Origin of the sequence: Oceanimonas marisflavi, from assembly GCF_003049725.1 — a bacterium.
GTDB classification, from domain to species: domain Bacteria; phylum Pseudomonadota; class Gammaproteobacteria; order Enterobacterales; family Aeromonadaceae; genus Oceanimonas; species Oceanimonas marisflavi.
In genome coordinates, this window is record NZ_QAGM01000008.1 from 123506 (window position 1) to 139058 (window position 15553).

11 protein-coding genes are annotated in these 15553 nt (G+C 61.6%); 9 read left to right on the forward strand and 2 right to left on the reverse strand.

Features of this window, described 5'->3' with window-relative positions:
• Positions 1 to 69 precede the first annotated feature (69 nt).
• Positions 70 to 1509, reverse strand: a complete 1440-nt coding sequence (gene dacB, locus DA373_RS07285) for a D-alanyl-D-alanine carboxypeptidase/D-alanyl-D-alanine endopeptidase (protein WP_107851658.1) — start codon at positions 1507 to 1509, stop codon at positions 70 to 72.
• A gap of 7 nt (positions 1510 to 1516) precedes the next feature.
• Positions 1517 to 3259: a DEAD/DEAH box helicase gene (locus tag DA373_RS07290; protein ID WP_107851659.1), complete on the reverse strand. Its 1743-nt coding sequence runs from the start codon at positions 3257 to 3259 to the stop codon at positions 1517 to 1519.
• A gap of 428 nt (positions 3260 to 3687) precedes the next feature.
• Here DA373_RS07290 and fabV point away from each other — a divergent pair, with 428 nt between their 5' ends.
• From fabV to DA373_RS07335, 9 genes are all read left to right on the forward strand, one after another.
• Positions 3688 to 4887, forward strand: a complete 1200-nt coding sequence (gene fabV / locus DA373_RS07295; RefSeq protein WP_107851660.1) for an enoyl-ACP reductase FabV — start codon at positions 3688 to 3690, stop codon at positions 4885 to 4887.
• A gap of 151 nt (positions 4888 to 5038) precedes the next feature.
• Positions 5039 to 5512, forward strand: a complete 474-nt coding sequence (locus DA373_RS07300; protein ID WP_107851661.1) for an anti-virulence regulator CigR family protein — start codon at positions 5039 to 5041, stop codon at positions 5510 to 5512.
• Between the two features lie 282 nt (positions 5513 to 5794).
• Complete coding sequence (locus tag DA373_RS07305) at positions 5795 to 7543, forward strand: SulP family inorganic anion transporter (protein WP_232821216.1); 1749 nt, start codon at positions 5795 to 5797, stop codon at positions 7541 to 7543.
• Positions 7540 to 8001 carry a methyltransferase family protein gene (locus DA373_RS07310; protein WP_107851662.1) on the forward strand — a complete coding sequence of 154 codons (462 nt, stop codon included), beginning with the start codon at positions 7540 to 7542 and terminating at the stop codon, positions 7999 to 8001. Before DA373_RS07305 ends, DA373_RS07310 begins: the two co-directional genes overlap by 4 nt.
• 349 nt (positions 8002 to 8350) lie before the next feature.
• Positions 8351 to 9304, forward strand: a complete 954-nt coding sequence (gene rluF, locus DA373_RS07315; protein WP_107851663.1) for a 23S rRNA pseudouridine(2604) synthase RluF — start codon at positions 8351 to 8353, stop codon at positions 9302 to 9304.
• 117 nt (positions 9305 to 9421) lie between these two features.
• A complete protein-coding gene (ydiJ, locus tag DA373_RS07320) occupies positions 9422 to 12478 on the forward strand; it encodes a D-2-hydroxyglutarate dehydrogenase YdiJ (RefSeq protein ID WP_107851664.1) in 3057 nt (1018 codons plus the stop codon).
• 84 nt (positions 12479 to 12562) lie between these two features.
• Positions 12563 to 12808: a GlsB/YeaQ/YmgE family stress response membrane protein gene (locus DA373_RS07325; RefSeq protein WP_107851665.1), complete on the forward strand. Its 246-nt coding sequence runs from the start codon at positions 12563 to 12565 to the stop codon at positions 12806 to 12808.
• A gap of 98 nt (positions 12809 to 12906) precedes the next feature.
• On the forward strand, positions 12907 to 13332 hold the full coding sequence (locus DA373_RS07330) for a hotdog fold thioesterase (protein ID WP_107851671.1): 426 nt from the start codon (positions 12907 to 12909) through the stop codon (positions 13330 to 13332).
• A 122-nt stretch (positions 13333 to 13454) separates the two neighbouring features.
• Entirely contained in the window at positions 13455 to 15233 is a 1779-nt protein-coding gene (locus tag DA373_RS07335) for a DEAD/DEAH box helicase (RefSeq protein ID WP_107851666.1), read from the forward strand.
• Positions 15234 to 15553: the final 320 nt, after the last annotated feature.

Below are 15553 nucleotides of genomic sequence, written 5' to 3' on the forward strand. Positions count from 1 at the left end.
CTCCTTTGTTGTTGACGGGCGCCAGTATAGGGCAAGCCGGCACTGCCGTAAAAATCGTTAATTGTTGGGTTATTGATTGGTACTGGCAATGGATGCCCGTTGCATGATTCCTTCCAGCCACGCCTGTTCAAAGCGCCGGGCCGGCCATTCCAGTTTGCCGTCAGCCATGTCCTCGGCCTGCTCCGGGCTGATGGACAGACCGTTTTGCAGCAGCACAAAGGCCTTGCGTTCGCCGTTGCCGGTGTCGATAAATCCGGCCAGATTCTGCACATGGGCAATGGTGCCGGTTTTGGCGGTGATCCTTCCCTTCAGCGTCGGGCTCAGCACGCTTTTGCGATAACGCAGGGTGCCGCTTTCGCCACTGACCGGCAGCGCCGCCATCAGCCACTGGGCACGGGGATCCCGGGCCATGGTCAGCAGCACCGCCAGCAGATCTTTCGCCCGCAGCAGGTTGTGGGCCGAGAGCCCGGAGCCGTCGGCCAGCCAGGCCGGACCCAGATCGATACTGGCCTGCTCTTTCAGAATGTCACGCACCGCCTGGGTGCCATTACGAAAGCTGCCGGGCTGATGGAAGTGCGTGGCCCCAAGAGTGCGCAGCAGGCTGTCGGCATAGAGATTGTCGGAGTGCACCAGAATGCGTTCGGCCAGCTCGGCAAAGGGGGGTGAGCTGTGGCTGCCCAGCTTCGGCCAGTCGGTGGCGTTCAGGCGGCTTCCCTCGATATGGCCCGAGAGAGTGATGCCGGCCTGCTGCAGTGCCCAGCCGGTGAGTTGCTCGCCCCAGGCGGTGACGTCCTGAATGGCAAAGCGCAGCGGCCAGGGATCCTTGCGCGGGCCGATACAGCCGGTGAGGTGATAGCGGTTGGGCGGCGTCATCTCCAGCTCCAGCGCGCAAAATCGTTGCTCCCGCCCGGCCTTGTTCAGCACGGCCACGTCGGCGCTGACGCTGATCGGCTGGTGCGAGGGCACGGTGGCCCGGGCCGGACTGCCTGAGCGAGCGTAAAGCGCGCCCTGCACGCAATTGCGATCCAGAATAAGGGCTGCCGCCGGCGCCGCGTAGCAGACGCCCAGATCGTTCCAGGACCAGCCGTTGCCCCGGTCGTAACCGGCAAAGTGGTACTGGTTGAGCAGCACCCGGCCGCTGACATGGCGAATGCCGCTGTGGCGCAGCAGTCCGGCCAGCTGCTCCCGGGTGAGAGTGGGGTCGCCGGCAAAGTCGATCAGCAGATCACCGTTCAGGCGACCCTGCTGCAGCTCACCCCGGTAGCGCAGGCTGGTGGTATAGCGCCAGTCCGGTCCCAGCGCCAGGGCGCCGGCCAGCACGGTGACCAGCTTCTGGGTGGACGCGGGTTTCATCAGTAACTCCGGCTGATGGCTGAGCTCCACCTTGCCACTGGTCGCATCGGCCAGCACCCAGGCGCTCTGGCCATTTGCCGGGGGCGTGGCGGCCGATACTGTGGTGACAAAGGCGGTGGCCAGCACGGCGGTAACAAGGGTTGAAAGCAGTTTCATGGCTTCTCTATAACGCATGGGCGGTACGAAACCGACCCTGATAATCAAAAATGGTTTCCCTGATTTGCCAGCCCCGCTTGTGAGCCCGGGCAATCACAAAGTCCGGGTGGCGAAAACGGGGGGCGGTGGCCAGCACCTGCTCCAGGCTGGCGAAGCCGGGCTCGGTGCCCGGTGCCGGCCAGTGCGGGCGCACAAATTCCCGGTAAAAGCGGCCCTTGGGGCCCTTTGCGTCAAAAGCATACCATTTCTGCAGCTCGGTGCCGTCCTCGTCGTGGTAGGTGACCTTCAGTGCCGGACCATACTTGCCGCTGGCGCTTTCAAGGCTGAGACCGGCACAGCGCAGCACCAGGGCATCCTTCAGCGCCAGGGCGTCTTTCAGTTTTTTGTCCGGATCCACCAGCACCTCACCGCAGTCATGGCACTGGCGGGCGGCGATGTCGTTTTCCGCCGAACACTGAGGGCAGCTTTTAAAACGAAAGCGATAGCCGCATTCTTCCCGCTCGCCGTCATCGTCTTCAAAAAAGCCCTGGCAGCGGCGACCAAAGTGCTCCAGCACCCGGCCCTCGGCGTCGGTCTTGCCCCAGAAGATATTGGCAAAGCCGCAGGCGGGGCAGGGCACCTGTACCTGAGTGGTGTCGGCATTGGGTCTGGGCTCGCCCACTTCCGGAGCGAAAATGTCCATGTTGTTGCCGGCATAGTCCAGCACCAGGCAGTCGGTCTTGCCCGGACTGAGCCGCAGACCCCGGCCGATAATTTGTTGATACAGGGCCACCGACTGGGTGAGACGCAAAATGGCAATCAGGTCCACATGGGGAGCGTCAAAGCCGGTGGTGAGCACCGCCACGTTCACCAGAAACTTGAGCTCTTTGGCCTTGAAGCGGGCAATGATGGCGTCTCGCTCCGGCCCCGGCGTGTCGCCGGTAACCAGGGCGGTTTGCCCGGGGGGCAGCAGGCCGGCCACCTCGGTGGCGTGGCGCACGGTGGCGGCAAAGATCATTACGCCTTCACGGTTTTCGGCGTAGTCCCTGATCTGCTCCACCACATGGGGCGTGACCCGGGGCTGGCGGGCCAGCTCCCGCTCCAGCGCCTGCTCGGTAAACAGCCCCTGCTCATACAGCCGGGAAAAGTCGTAATGCACCACGGGGGCGTCCACCAGCTCCGGCGGGCACAGGTAACCTTGCTTGATCATCAGCCGCAGGGGCAGCTCGAACAGGCAGTGTTCAAAAAAGCGCGGCTTGCGGCTGCGCACCATGCCGTGGTGATGGCTGCGGTAAATCCAGCCCAGCCCCAGCCGGTAGGGGGTGGCGGTCAGCCCCAGCACCTTGAGCGCCGGGTTGCTGGTACGCAGATGGTTAATCACCTGAGCGTACTGGCTGTTATCGTCGTCGGAAACCCGGTGGCATTCGTCGATGATCACGAGATTAAAGCCGCTGAAGGCCCCCAGATTGCGGGCCACCGACTGTACCGAGCCAAACACCACCTGACGTTGGCTTTCCCGCCGTTTGAGCCCGGCGGAGAAAATATCCGCTTCAACGCCGTAGGCCTGATACTTGGCGTGGTTCTGCTCCACCAGCTCTTTAACGTGGGCCAGCACCAGCACCCGGCCCCGGGCCAGGCGCGCCAGCTCGGCGATCACCAGACTCTTGCCGGCGCCGGTGGGCAGCACCAGCACCCCGGGCTCGCTGTGGCGGCGAAAATAGGCAAGGGTGCGGTCAACCGCCTCCTGCTGATAGGGACGTAATGTAAACATTGTTCTCACTAAAGCTTGAAAGCCCGGTCAGCCTGCAAGGTCGTGCATCATCGTCGGCCAAAGGGCACTACTTCGCCGACACGCCGTAAACCCATCCATGGGGGCTCCGCTGCGCCATCCCTGGCGCAGAGGGTGCGGCGAAGCAGATACCCTTTGCCCTCCTGATAAATACCGTGTCGTCAGAAGATCTCAAACCGGCGGCACCGGAGTCAGGTGATGCAGCAGCAGGGATTGCCGGAGCCGACCGTCAAATGTCAGGGATGACATTTGCCGAGCGTCCCACGGATGGGCTCGAAGCGTGTCGGCGCAGGTAACCCTGCTGCTGCATTGCAAGACAGGTAGCAGACGGGCAATTCGGGCCTCACATTTGCCCCGGAATAGGGTATCTTTAGCCACTATCGTTTGTAATAACCGAGGCAACCATTTCTATGATCATCAAACCCAAGGTTCGTGGCTTTATCTGCACCACCACCCACCCGGTCGGCTGTGAGGCGAATGTACGTGAGCAGATCGCCTACGTCAAAGGCAAGGGCAAACTGGAGCAGGGGCCGAAAAAGGTACTGGTGATCGGCGCGTCCACCGGTTACGGCCTGGCTTCACGCATCAACGCCGCCTTTGGCAGCGGCGCCGCCACCATCGGCGTCTTCTTTGAAAAGCCGGGCACCGAGAAGAAGCCGGGCACCGCCGGCTGGTATAACGCCGCCGCCTTTGACAAGGCCGCCAAGGAAGAAGGCCTGTACGCCAGGAGCATTAACGGCGATGCCTTCTCCAACGAATGCCGCGAACAGGTCATCGAGCTTATCAAGCAGGATCTGGGCGAAATCGACCTGGTGGTCTATTCCCTGGCCTCTCCCGTACGCAAGCTGCCGGATACCGGTGAAGTGGTGCGCTCCGCCCTCAAGCCCATCGGCGAACCCTACAAGTCCACCGCCCTGGACACCAACAAGGACGTGCTGGTGGAAGCCGTGGTCGAGCCCGCCAACGAGCAGGAAATTGCCGACACCATTCAGGTGATGGGCGGCCAGGACTGGGAACTGTGGATGAACGCCCTGGAAGAGGCCGGTGTGCTGGCCGAGGGCGCCAAGTCCGTGGCCTATTCCTACATCGGCACCGATCTCACCTGGCCCATCTACTGGCACGGTACTCTGGGCAAGGCCAAGGAAGATCTGGACCGCGCCGCTCACGCCATCGACAGCAAGCTGAAAGCGCGCGGCGGTGACGCCCACGTGGCGGTGCTGAAGTCTGTGGTAACCCAGGCGTCTGCCGCCATTCCTGTGATGCCACTGTATATCTCCATGGCCTTCAAGGTGATGAAGGAGCAGGGTATTCACGAAGGCTGCATCGAGCAAATTCAGCGTCTGTTCTACGATCGCCTCTACAGCGGTCAGCCGGCCCCGGTAGACGAGCAGAACCGTCTGCGTCTGGACGACTGGGAGCTGCGCGACGAAGTGCAGAACGCCTGCCGCGAGATCTGGAAACAGGTGCAGGACGACAACATCTACCAGCTCACCGACTATCAGGGCTACAAGGAAGAATTCCTGCGCCTGTTCGGGTTCGGCCTGAAGGGTGTGGATTACGACGCCGACGTGGACACCAGGGTCGACTTTGATGTGATCGAACTGGCCTGAGCCAAATCATGACATAACGCCAAAGCCCCTTGACGGGGCTTTTTTTGTGCCCGCATTCGACAATATCCGTCCCTGCCGGCATGGCCGGGTATGGCCATACCGCCGGGCCGGCGCTAGGGTTAATGACATATTCACCGGCAGGAGACCCGCCATGAACAAGCATACCCTGATCGCCTCCCTGCTATTGGCCGGGCTGGCATTGCCGGCCCAGGCCCAGCCGCCCGAAGGCAAGGGGCCGGACCATGCTCCCGGCCGGCACAAGGAGCCGAAATGGCAGCAGGATGAAGATGAGCATCATCGCGACAGGCGCGAATATCGTTATGAGCGGGAGCGGCACCATGATCGTGAGCTGCATATCGACGAGCTGTTGCTGCGGCGCCTGTTTCGTGAGCACAGAGACTGGCTGCATGACGACGACCGGCGCAGCCTGCCGCCGGGAATTGCCAAAAACCTGCGTCGGGGCAAGCCCTTGCCGCCGGGTATTGCAAAACGCTTTGATCCCAGGCTGAGGGCGCGCTTGCCTTACTACGAAGGCTACGAGTGGCGGCGGGTCGACAACAAGGCGGTGCTGATCGATCTGGCCACTGAGAATGTCCGCTACATACTGGAAGATATTCTCAACTGAAACCAAATGCTGTCACAAAGGCAGGGCGGGAGCTCCATGCCCGCTTGTACAGTGTCCCACCAGATTTTCCTTGTGCAGGTGCCTGAATGCAGCGGCCGGTGTATGCTTCTGCCGGCTGCTGATATGGCAGCGCGGTTTGCACTGCCGGCAGCCAGGCTAGATTAGCCTCTGAGCAATAAATAACCGTTTTATAATCAACCTGTTATATTGTGAATTACGGTTAGCTGACCCATATTGAAAGACATGGAGCGTCGGCTCGCTGCAAAGGAAAATAAGTTAACGATGCGGGATTTTTTTACTCTTGCTCGCTGGATGCCCGGCCTGGTGATCCTGTTGGCCTATCGCCGCGACTGGCTGGCGGCGGATGTACGGGCCGGCCTGTCAGTGGCGGCGGTGGCGCTGCCGGTGGCCATTGCCTACGCCGAGCTGGCGGGGGTGAGCGCGGTGGTGGGGCTGTATTCCTGTATTCTGCCGATGATCGCCTATGCCCTGTTCGGCACGTCACGGCAGCTGATCGTGGGGCCGGATGCGGCCACCTGTGCTGTTATTGCCGCCGTGGTCACCCCGCTGGCCGCCGGCGATGCCACCCAGCACTGGCAACTGGTGATGACCATGACCGCCATGACCGGACTCTGGTGTCTGGCGGCCAGTTATTTTCGTCTCGGGGTGCTGGCGGACTTTCTGTCCCGCCCCATTTTGCTGGGCCTGCTCAACGGCGTGGCGATCACCATTATGGTGGGTCAGCTGTCGCGTATTTTCGGTTTTACCTTTGACGAGTCCCAGCTTATCGAACGCCTTGCCGCCACCCCCGATTACCTCACCCTGGTGCACTGGCCCACCCTGGGAGTCAGTGCGCTGACACTGGTGATTATGCTGCTGTGCCGCCGCTTCCGCCCGCTCTGGCCCAGCAGCCTGCTGGCGTTGATCGCAGCCGCAGGCCTGTTGTGGCTGTGGGGCACCGACAGGGCCGGGGTGGCCGTGGTGGGCAGCCTGGCCGGTGGCATTCCCGAGCTGCAGTTGCCGGAATTCCCTCCCGGGCTGATGCGGGAGCTGGTGATGCCGGCCCTTAACCTGGCCATGGTGAGCTTTGTGTCCATGATGCTCACCGCCCGCAGTTTTGCCGCCCGTAACGGCTACGACATTGACGCCGACCGGGAGTTTCGGGCGCTGGGGGTGGCCAACCTGGCTTCGGCCATTTCCCAGGGCTTTGCCATCAGCGGGGCCGACTCCCGTACCGCGGTCAATGATGCCAATGGCGGCAAAACCCAGATGGTGTCCGTGGTGGCCGCCGGGGTGATCGCCCTGGTCACCTTCTTCCTGACAGCGCCATTGCAATATATTCCCAATGCGGCCCTGGGGGTGGTGCTGGTGATGGCGTCCTGGTCGCTGATCAACCTGCGGGGGCAATGGCATTTGCGCAAATCCGACATGCCCGCCTTCTGGCTGGCCTGGATCACCTTTGTCAGCGTGCTGTTTATGGGGGTGATTCCGGGCATCACCCTGGCGGTGCTGCTGGGTCTGTTCCAGTTTTTGCGCAATGTGATGCGACCGACCGATCAGCTGATGGGCATGAACGAGGAAGGGGTGGTGCATACACTCGGCCGCAATGAAGAAGTGAAGGCCATTGCCGGCGTGCTGATTTACCGCTTTAACTCACCGCTGACCTACTTTAACGCTTCCTATTTCAAGCGCCGGGTACTCAGTTTGCTTGGTAACGAGGAGGCACAGCCTGAGTGCCTGATCATCGACGCCGTGTCCTGTTTTACCCATCAGGATATCAGCGTAATGAGCGTGGTGGGCGAGCTGCACAAGGAGCTCAGGCGCCGAGGCATTCATATGGTGATGGCGGGTCGGCGCGGCCAGATGACCCACTGGCTGCAGCAGGCGGGTATTCGCGTGGGGGAAGACGGTATTCAGGTATACCCGGATCTGTATGCGGCCCTGCGCATGACCCGTCGTCACCTGATGCAGGACCAGGCGGCCAAAGCACCGCAGCCAGCAGCCGACCCGGTGGTTGGGAGCAAAACATGAGCCCACCCCGCTGTCTGCTGTGGCTGCCGCCCCCCGCCGTGGCAGCCTTGGTGGCGGGTCTGATGTGGCTGAGCATAGGCTGGTTGCCCGGGCTGACCGCCTTCTGGCCGCGTTGGCTGGCGTGGCTGCCGTTGCTGGCCGGAATCATGTTGATGGTGCTGGCGGCCTGGGCCCTGTACCGTGCCGAGACCACCCTGCTGCCCTTTGCCCCCGAACGTACCCGCCGGCTGGTGACCACAGGCGTGTTTGCCCGCTCGCGCAATCCCATTTACCTCGGCGATGCGCTCTGGTTGCTGGCTTGGGCACTCTGGCTGCAAAGCTGGCCGGCGTTGCTGGGGCCGGTATTGTTTGTGGCTTATATGAACCGGGTGCAGATAAGCGCCGAAGAGCGCGCCCTGGCCCTGCGCTTTGGACCAGCCTATGCCGACTATTGCACTCGGGTTCGGCGCTGGCTTTGACACCTTGTCTGTAAGCCGCTGCCGCTTCGAGGAATATCGGCGTTGCCTGCGTGAGCTCAGTCAGCGCTGAGTGTTCTGAGGAGGGCAAAGGGTGTCTGCTTCGCCGTGCCCTTTGCGCCAGGGATGGCGCAACGGAGCGTATAAGGATGTATTTACAGCGTGCCGGCGAAGTAGTGCCCTTTGACCGACGAATGTGCACAAACGTACAAGCGATACGGCTTCCTCTCACGAAGCGACTGCCAGCCCTTGCGGGGTGGGGGCCTGCGCCTTACACTGGCGCGGTTTAGCCAGGCCTGCTCTTTTCAGCCTTCGCCCGGCTGTGTTTCATAACCACCGGTAAGGAGCTGCCATGACAGACACCCCTCTTGATACCCGCCTGAACAAATTCATCAGTGAAACCGGCATCTGTTCCCGTCGGGAAGCCGACCGGCTGATTGAGCAGGGCCTGGTGCGGGTAAACGGCGAAGTGGCCGGCATGGGCGTGAGGGTCAGCGATGCCGACGACATCACGGTGCGCGGCAAGCCGCTGCGGGCCAAGCCCAAAGCCGTGTATCTGGTGTACAACAAGCCCATCGGCATTACCTGCACCACCGACCGCGCCATTCCCGACAATATCGTGGATGCGGTCAACTACCATGCCCGCATCTTTCCCATCGGCCGGCTCGACAAACCGTCCTGCGGGCTGATTTTGCTGACCAATGACGGCGATATCGTCAACAAGATACTGCGCGCCGGCAATGCCCACGAGAAAGAATATATCGTGTCCATGGACAAGCCGGTCACTGATGACTTTGTCGCGAAAATGTCGGCGGGGGTGCCCATTCTCGATACCGTGACCAAGCCCTGCAAGGTGCGCAAAATCGGCCCCAGAACCATCAATATCATTCTGACCCAGGGGCTGAACCGCCAGATACGGCGCATGGCCGAGTACCTGGACTATCGGGTGACCAGCCTGAAGCGGGTTCGCATCATGAACATTCAGCTGGGCAACCTCAAGCCGGGTGAGTGGCGCTATGTCAGTGAGGACGAACTGGCCCTGATTAACCGCATGATTGCCGGTTCCAGCAAAACCGAGGAAGCCTCTGTGCTGGAGCAGCCAAAAGCCGCCCGCAAGGGGCCGCGCAAGCCTGCCGCTCAGGGCCAGCGTCGCCCCGCCAGCAATGAAGAGCGCAAGCCAAAGCAGAAAGGGGAGCGGGGCGCTGCCCGCAATCAGCGCCGTGAAGCTCCCGGCGGCAACCAGCCTGGTGGCTCCCGTATCAAGCGCTGGAAAGCGCCGTCATCGGGGCAGGGCAAAAAGTCCTGAGGTAACGTCTTTACCTGAAGATGTCCAGACGTCTTTCGATGCTCGCTCAAAAGTGGCGCCGGTGTATAATGACCGCCACTTCGGGCGATATCGACAAGGACAAAGGGGACGCAGGTCATGATCCCAAGGTTAGCGCTGCAGCAGCAGACAACCCCCACCTATTATTCATTTCTTGAGGCGCTGGCCGACAGCGGCTTTCGCGGCGACATAGAGCGCAGCTACGCCAGCCGGCTGGCGGTGGCCACCGACAACAGCGTGTATCAGTGCCTGCCCCAGGCGGTGGTGTTTCCGCGTTCTTCCCAGGATCTGGTGGTGATGCTGACCCTGGCCGCCAAAGACGCCTACAGGGACATCCGTTTTTCTCCCCGGGGCGGCGGCACCGGCACCAACGGCCAGTCCCTGAACGACAATATCGTGGTGGACCTGTCCCGGCACATGACCCAGCTGCTGACCATGGATGCCGACGGCCGCCGAGTGCGCATTCAGACCGGCATGGTCAAGGACAGGCTCAACCAGCTGGTCAAGCCCCATAATCTGTTCTTCTCACCGGATCTCTCCACCAGCAACCGCGCCACCGTGGGCGGCATGATCAATACCGATGCCTCCGGCCAGGGCTCGCTGGTGTATGGCAAAACCTCGGATCATGTGCTGGGGGTCACCGCCGTACTGGTGGACGGCACCCTGATTGAAACCGGCCCGGTGTCCGGCGAGGCGCTGGAGCAAAAGCTGGAACAAGACAGCCGGGAAGGGGAGCTGTATCGCTGTGTGTATCAGAGCGTGACCGGCAACGCCGGCGAAATTGAGCAGCGCTTTCCCAAACTGAACCGCTTTCTCACCGGTTACGATCTGCGCCACGTTTACGACAAGGTCACCCATACCCTGGATCTGACCCGCATTCTGTGCGGCTCGGAAGGGTCGCTGGCCTTTATTACCGAAGCCTGGCTGGATCTGACTCCCATTCCCAAATTCCGTACCCTGGTCAACGTCAAGTACGACAGCTTTGAGTCGGCCCTGCGCAATGCGCCCCTGATGGTGGAAGCCAAGGCCCTGTCGGTGGAAACCGTGGACTCCAAGGTGCTGAATCTGGCCCGGGAAGACATCGTCTGGCATTCGGTGAGCGATCTCATTCAGGACGTGCCCGGCAAGGTCATGGACGGCCTGAACATGGTGGAATATGCCGACGAGGATGAAACCGCCCAGCGGGAAAAAGTGGACGCCCTGTGCGCCCGGCTTGACGGCCTGATTGAACGGGGCGAGGCCGGGGTGATCGGCTATCAGGTGTGTGACTGCCTGGCGTCCATCAACCGTATTTACGGCATGCGCAAAAAGGCGGTGGGTCTGCTGGGCAATACTCAGGGCCGCAAAAAGCCGGTGGCCTTTGTGGAAGACACCGCCGTGCCCCCGGAGCATCTGGCCGATTACATCATGGAATTCCGCCAGTTGCTCGACGACCACGGCCTGCAATACGGCATGTTCGGCCATGTGGACGCCGGTGTGCTGCATGTGCGCCCGGCCCTGGACATGACCGACCCGGAGCAGGAAGTGATGCTGCGGCGCATTTCCGACCAGGTGAACGCCCTGACCGCCAAATACGGCGGCCTGATGTGGGGCGAGCACGGCAAGGGCTTTCGCTCCGAATACAGCCCCACCTTCTTTGGCGAGGTGCTGTTTACCGAGCTGCGTCGCATCAAGTCGGCCTTTGACCCCTTTAACCGGCTGAATCCGGGCAAGATCTGCACGCCGCTGGACAGCCTGGAGCAGCTGGTATCGGTAGACGCCACCAAGCGCGGCTATTTCGACCGGCAGATCCCGGTGCATGTGCGCGACGGCTTTACCCAGGCCATGGACTGCAACGGCAACGGCCTGTGCTTTGACTTTGACGTGCGCTCGCCCATGTGTCCGTCCATGAAGCTCTCTGCCGACCGCCGCCATTCCCCCAAGGGCCGGGCCGGCTTGGTGCGGGAATGGCTGCGCCAGCTGTCGGCTCAGGGGTTTGATCCCATGGCCGGCGAGGCCGCAATCATGAGCCGTAGCACCAGCGTCAAAAACATGGTGTTGCGCATCAAACACACCCTGGACAAACGCCGGGGTGAGTATGACTTCTCTCACGAGGTGAAAGAGGCGATGGACGGCTGCCTGGCGTGCAAGGCCTGCTCCAGCCAGTGCCCGATCAAGGTGGATGTGCCCACCTTCCGCGCCCGCTTTCTGCAGCTGTATTACCAGCGCTACCAGCGCCCACCCCGGGATTATCTGGTGTCCTGGGTGGAGACCTATACTCCCTGGATGGCGAAAGCCCCTGGGCTGTTTAATCCCATCATGAAGCACAAGTGGGTCAAGGGCAGCACGTCCTCCTGGCTTGGCATGGTGGACATGCCCGAGCTTAGCCAGCCCACGCTGAAAAAGCGCCTGGGCAAGGGCCCGGCGGCGCAGTTCGATCTGGAACAACTGCAGGCGCTGAGCGAGCAGGAAAGGGCGAAAACCCTGCTGGTGGTGCAGGATCCCTTTACCTCCTTTTACGATGCCGGCGTGGTGCACGATCTGGTGCGCCTGGCCACGGCGCTGGGCTTTAACCCCGTGGTGCTGCCGTTCAGACCCAACGGCAAGCCGGCCCACGTAAAGGGCTTTTTGCGCCGCTTTGCCGGCATGGCTGCCGACAGCGCCCAGTTCCTTAACCGGCTGGCCCGGCTCCATATTCCCATGGTGGGGGTGGATCCGTCCCTGGTGCTCTGTTACCGGGATGAATACGCCAAGGTACTGGGCCCGGCCCGGGGCGATTTTGAGGTGCTGCTGCCTCAGGAATGGCTGCTGACCGTGCTGGATCGCGTGCCGGCCCGTGAAAGTAGCGGCGAGCCCTGGCACCTGTTTGCCCACTGCACCGAGAAAACCGCCAAGCCCACCACCCATCAGGACTGGAGCCGTATCTTTACTCATCTGGGCGCGACACTGGAGGCCGTGCCCGTGGGCTGCTGCGGCATGGCCGGCACCTATGGTCATGAGCGGGAACACGCCGATGGCTCCCGCACCCTGTTTGCCATGAGCTGGGCCGAGCCCCTTGGCAAACTGCCCCGGGAACGCTGTCTGGCCACCGGCTTTTCCTGCCGCAGCCAGGTCAAGCGCATCGAGGGTGAAGGGCTTCGCCATCCGGTGCAGGCGCTGCTAAGCTTGTTGGCCTGACACCGGGTGTGAGGAGTGAGGGGATAGGTGTGAGGGGGACACCTCACCCCTTACCCTTCACTCCTCACCGGATAAGGAGCGTGTATGGGATTACTCTGGGGATTGATTATCGGTGGTCTGGCCGGCTGGATTGCCGGCAACCTGACCAGGGGCGGCGGTTTTGGTCTGCTCGGCAATATTGTGGTCGGCCTGGTGGGCGGCTTTCTCGGCGGTGTGCTGTTCCGCCTGCTGGGCCTGGCGGCCACCGGCATGATCGGCTCGCTGGTGATGTCGGTGATAGGCGCCGTGCTGCTGATCTTTATCGTCGGCAAGATAAAAAGCCGAAGGTAGCAAAGGCGTAGCTGCCACTTTAGTCGGCAGGGCCTGCGCAGCAGGCCTTTTTGCTCTTCTATTCCCTATTCCCCAATCCCTGGTCCCTGCAGTTAAATATGTGGAAACGTGAATTTACGCTGGACAGTTTGAACCAACTGTCGGAGAATACGCTCGCAGCCCAGTTGGGCATGACCTTTTGTGAAGTGGGTCACGATTATCTGCGCGGCAGCATGCCGGTAGACTACCGTACTCATCAGCCTCTTGGCATGTTACATGGCGGCGCGAGTGTCGCGCTTGCCGAGACCCTGGGTTCAGTAGCTGCCAATATGTGCGTTGAAGCGGGTTTTTATTGCGTTGGGCAGGAAGTTAACGCAAATCACGTCCGCGCCAAACGAAGCGGCCTGGTAACAGGAACCGCACGTCCCCTCCATTTGGGCGCGACGACACAAGTCTGGCAGATCGACATCCATGACGAGCGCAATCGCCTGGTATGTACCAGCCGGTTGACCATGGCGGTGTTGAGACAAAAACGGCCAGATTAGCCTTGTGTATTCATGTGTGACACCTTGCGTGTGAAGGAAAGCCCTCACTTCAAGTGAGCCGGGCTGTCCTCGGCCTTTTACTGTATCAGTCCGCCGACATTTTATTTTTTCGGAACTGTTAAATGACAAATACCTCTGTAGTACCCGCTTTTGCTGATCTCGGGCTGGCGCCTGCCGTTCTTCAAGCTCTGACCGATGCCGGTTATGAGCAGCCTTCTGCTATTCAGGCCGCCGCCATTCCGACTCTGCTGACCGGGCGCGACGTGCTGGGCCTGGCCCAGACCGGTACCGGCAAGACCGCCGCCTTTGCCCTGCCGATGCTGAGCCGCATCAGCGGTGGCAACGCCTACCCGCAGGTGCTGGTGCTGGCACCCACCCGGGAGCTGGCTATTCAGGTGGCCGAGTCCTTTGAAAACTACGCCAAATATCAGAAAGACATTCGCATTGTGTCCATCTACGGTGGCCAGGCCTACGACAGCCAGATCCGTGCCCTGCGCCGTGGCGTAGACATCGTAGTGGGTACTCCCGGCCGGGTCATGGACCACATGCGCCGTGGCACCCTCAAGCTCGACAGCCTGCAGGCCCTGGTGCTGGACGAAGCCGACGAAATGCTGCGCATGGGCTTTATCGACGACGTGGAATGGATCCTGGAGCACACTCCGGATACCCGTCAGATCGCCCTGTTCTCGGCCACCATGCCGCCGGCCATTCAGCGCGTGGCCCAGAAATACCTGAAAGACCCGCAGGAAGTGCGCATCGCCAACAAGACCCGCACCAACGCCAGCATTCGCCAGCGTTACTGGTTTGTGCGCGGCATGCCCAAGCAGGAAGCCCTGTGTCGCCTGGTGGAAACCGAAGACATGGACGCCTGCCTGGTGTTTGTGCGCACCCGTAAGGACGCCGAAGACGTGGCCGAAATGATGACCCGCGAAGGCCATGCCTGTGAAGCCCTGCACGGTGACATTCCTCAGAAGCTGCGTGAAAAAGTGGTGGATCGTCTGAAAAACGGTCGCCTTAACGTGCTGGTGGCCACCGACGTGGTTGCCCGTGGTCTGGACGTGGAGCGCATCAGCCATGTTATCAACTACGACATGCCCCACGACAACGAGTCTTACGTGCACCGCATCGGCCGTACCGGTCGTGCCGGCCGCGAAGGTGACGCCATTCTGTTTGTGACCGGCCGTGAAAAGCGCAGCCTGTACAACCTGGAGCGTCACACTCGCCAGCCCATTGAAGAAATGAGCATGCCCACCGCCGACGAGATCAACAAGATCCGCGCCGAGCGCTTCAAGGCCCGCATTCGCACCAGCGTGGATGCCGATGAAAAGGCCCTGGCCCCCTTCGTGGAAATGGTCAACGAGCTGCAGGCCGATGGCATGGACACCGCGGCGCTGGCGGCCGGTCTGGCCCGCCTGCTGCAGGGCGATCGTCCGCTGTTTGTGGAAGACAAGCCCATGGCTGCCCGTCGCCCGGACGTGCGTGAAGCCCGTGAGCCCCGTGGTCGGGGTGATCGTCCCGAGCGTGGCGAACGTCCCCGTCGTGGCGGCAAGGACGAGGTGTCCGGCGTGACCATGGAAACCTTCCGCGTTGACGTGGGCCGGGTGCATGGCGTCAAGCCGGGCCACCTGGTGGGTGCCATTGCCAACGAAGCGGATCTGGAGTCCCGTTACATCGGCCAGATCCAGATCCACGACGACTTCTCCACCGTGGATCTGCCGGAAGGCATTCCCGCCGAGCTGCAGCAGGTACTGCAGAAGGTGCGTGTCTGTCAGCGTCCGCTGAACCTGGCCAAGTACGAAGGTGGCCCGCTGCCCCGTCGCCAGTTCCGCAACAAGGATGACCGTGGTGGCGAGCGTGGCAAGTTCCGCCCCCGTCGCAACGACAAGCGCCTGAACGGCTAAGCCCCGCTTCACGCTGAACTGAAAAAGCCCGCCGGCAAACACCGGCGGGCTTTTTGTTTGTGTGTGAGACGAAAGACGTTGGGCGAAAAACGTGAGGTGTGAGGGGGGAGGTGTGAGGGGAGTGGAGCGCGGGCATCCGGTGACGATGTTTTGTAGGCCCGGTTTTAACCGGGCGAGGAAGCTTGCCCCACTGACGGCGTTTTTCAAGGTAGTTGTCGCGTTCTTCATTTTACGCGGCTGCTTTTTGTGTTTCGTCCAATCGCTCTGGGTTGAGTGCCACATCTCCTGCCGGCGTCCAGTTGCGTGTTGTTCCTGACCAC

Coding starts and splice junctions, on each gene's coding strand:
- dacB (WP_107851658.1), bottom strand. CDS start 1,509: ATGAAACTGCTTTCAACCCTTGTTACCGCCGTGCTGGCCACCGCCTTT.
- DA373_RS07290 (WP_107851659.1), bottom strand. CDS start 3,259: ATGTTTACATTACGTCCCTATCAGCAGGAGGCGGTTGACCGCACCCTT.
- fabV (WP_107851660.1), top strand. CDS start 3,688: ATGATCATCAAACCCAAGGTTCGTGGCTTTATCTGCACCACCACCCAC.
- DA373_RS07300 (WP_107851661.1), top strand. CDS start 5,039: ATGAACAAGCATACCCTGATCGCCTCCCTGCTATTGGCCGGGCTGGCA.
- DA373_RS07305 (WP_232821216.1), top strand. CDS start 5,795: ATGCGGGATTTTTTTACTCTTGCTCGCTGGATGCCCGGCCTGGTGATC.
- DA373_RS07310 (WP_107851662.1), top strand. CDS start 7,540: ATGAGCCCACCCCGCTGTCTGCTGTGGCTGCCGCCCCCCGCCGTGGCA.
- rluF (WP_107851663.1), top strand. CDS start 8,351: ATGACAGACACCCCTCTTGATACCCGCCTGAACAAATTCATCAGTGAA.
- ydiJ (WP_107851664.1), top strand. CDS start 9,422: ATGATCCCAAGGTTAGCGCTGCAGCAGCAGACAACCCCCACCTATTAT.
- DA373_RS07325 (WP_107851665.1), top strand. CDS start 12,563: ATGGGATTACTCTGGGGATTGATTATCGGTGGTCTGGCCGGCTGGATT.
- DA373_RS07330 (WP_107851671.1), top strand. CDS start 12,907: ATGTGGAAACGTGAATTTACGCTGGACAGTTTGAACCAACTGTCGGAG.
- DA373_RS07335 (WP_107851666.1), top strand. CDS start 13,455: ATGACAAATACCTCTGTAGTACCCGCTTTTGCTGATCTCGGGCTGGCG.